The organism is Kosakonia oryziphila, from assembly GCF_900094795.1.
In the GTDB taxonomy this organism is placed as follows: Bacteria; Pseudomonadota; Gammaproteobacteria; order Enterobacterales; family Enterobacteriaceae; genus Kosakonia; species Kosakonia oryziphila.
The window spans coordinates 1-2,040 of the sequence record NZ_FMBC01000113.1 but is presented as its reverse complement, the minus strand read 5'-3'; the positions used below and the strand labels follow the sequence as shown (position 1 = coordinate 2,040).

Sequence of the window (2,040 nt, the reverse complement as noted above, 5' to 3'; positions counted from 1 at the left end):
GATGTACAGATTGAATCCACGCTTTCGCCAACAGGAAGTACAGTCAAAGCTGGCACATTCAGCGGCTCTGCGGTTGTTGTTGTAAGTGTTTTATGAATTCATAGGAACGTGGCGGGGGTGATTAAACTGTTTAATCGCTGTGGCTGGCAGAGCCTGAGTCTGGTACCCCCCTGTCAACAACGGGTACATTGGTCTTTTGTCCCGTCTGAATAAAACATAAATATCTATAAGAAAACAGATATGAAATTCAGCAACGTAAGGCTGTTAGTCAAAGATTACCGCAAATGTTTTAACTTCTACACACAGCAACTTGGTTTGGAAGCGGTCTGGGATATCGAAGATTGCTATGCCAGCTTCAAAGTAGCCGAAGGAATAGAAGGCTTCGCCCTGTTTACATCGGATCTGATGGCGACGGTTGTTGGAAATACCAAAGAGGCACTGCCTGTAGGATATCGAGAAAAATCAATGATATCTTTCGAGGTGAATAATGTCGATGAAAGCTATCAGTCATTCTTGGCAAAAGGAATGAAATTCATTAACGAGCCAATGGATATGCCAGAATGGGGGATGCGTGTAGTTCATCTGTACGATCCGGAGGAAAACCTGATTGAATTATTTACCCCGCTTGCTACAACGGAGTAACAGGGGGCAGTTTGGATATCCTCCCTGAGAGGAGGGACTACAGCATTATTTTCCCTTACAGATGGGAGAAGAAGCAGCTGACGCGTGAGATGCGGCGAATGTTTCCCCGTAAGACTGGCCGACGTGTGCTGATTATGCTCGATGAATTACATCAGTTTATTGACTCACGGGAGAAGCAGTGACGCTGACAGAAAAATCAGGCCATCTGGCGTGGTGTGCCCTGGTGGCGCTTGCACTGGCCAGACAGGATGGTGGTGCTCTCTCTCCTGCACAGGAAAACCTCTTTCTCACCCGATGGCTCGCGACCGCGCTGAAGCAACGCCGATTTTCGCGCGATGTTACACCCGATATTGAATGGCTTCTGAAGCAGGGGCGCCAGCTGGGCGTCAGCGCGAAGCTGGCCAGCAAGCTGGATTATCTCTGGCGTTCCTGCACCGGCGAACTGTCTGAGCAGAATGACCTGTTCCGGCTGACCTATGCCCTGGAAACAGCGAAGGATATGCACTGGCAATACCGTCTGCTGAATGACCGTGAATGGTCCGGCCGGTATGCTGTTGCACTGAATGCCGGCGTGAACGGCATTTGTCTCTCACGGACCAGCCTCGATGTCGCTTTTGACGATAAAGGCCGGCAGATAAATCCGCTGACAGCGCGTCTGACGGGGAACGTGGCCGGTGTGGTAAATCTGTTTAACCGCTGTGGCTGGCAGGCAGAGCCTGAGTCTGGTGCCTCCCTGACCTACCAGTTTACGCTGATGGCCGGACAGGGAGTGTCAGGAAAGGGGGATTAGTGGCGGATCTGCGCCAGGTCGTCTTCCGTCAGACCGGTCATTTTCATGACGGTATTGCGGTCAATGCCGTTTTGCAGCATGGTACGGGCTATTTTCAGAGTCGCTTCGCGCTCACCTTCTGAACGACCTTCCTGTCTTCCAAGCTGGATACCTTTCTCAATACCCTTTTGTTCAAGTTGTTGTGCGATGGTCATAAGTGCGTCTCCGTGTTGCGGCACACGCTGTGCCAGTTCGCGTACAAAGGCTTCGGCGTCGGATGTTTCGCCTGCCTGCACTATATAGTGTACCAGCGATATTACCTGTGATGAAGACAGATATCCGGCCAGCAAGATGGGCGCCAGCCGGTCAACCAGTTCTGCCAGGTCCCGCTGGTGAATATGCTTTTGCAGTAAAGTCAGTGCGGCCATACTGCGATGCCCGGCGATTTCATCATCAGGAATGACCGTAACGTCTACCAGCGGGAAAGCGCTGCTGTAGAGTTTGCCTGCCAGCGCCGGATCGTCGAACCCATCCAGCCACCGGGTGGAGTACGGATACGGGCTGCGTTTACCCGTATAGAACAGCACCGGTATCACCAGTGGCAATTTTTTATGCCCTGCCTCCAGGTG

General features: G+C 51.9%; 3 protein-coding genes. 2 read left to right on the top strand and 1 reads right to left on the bottom strand.

Annotated elements, in window-relative coordinates; all coding sequences use genetic code 11:
* Positions 1 to 240 precede the first annotated feature (240 nt).
* Positions 241 to 642 (top strand): VOC family protein, encoded by a 402-nt coding sequence (locus GA0061070_RS24325; RefSeq protein ID WP_090139094.1) that lies wholly within the window; start codon positions 241 to 243, stop codon positions 640 to 642.
* A 178-nt stretch (positions 643 to 820) separates the two neighbouring features.
* A complete protein-coding gene (locus GA0061070_RS24320; protein ID WP_090139092.1) occupies positions 821 to 1,432 on the top strand; it encodes a DUF2913 family protein in 612 nt (203 codons plus the stop codon).
* Here the strand turns inward: GA0061070_RS24320 and GA0061070_RS24315 are convergent.
* Positions 1,429 to 2,040: Rpn family recombination-promoting nuclease/putative transposase (locus GA0061070_RS24315; protein ID WP_090139090.1), on the bottom strand; the 612-nt coding region annotated here is incomplete at its 5' end. The two genes, GA0061070_RS24320 and GA0061070_RS24315, sit on opposite strands and share 4 nt — an antisense overlap.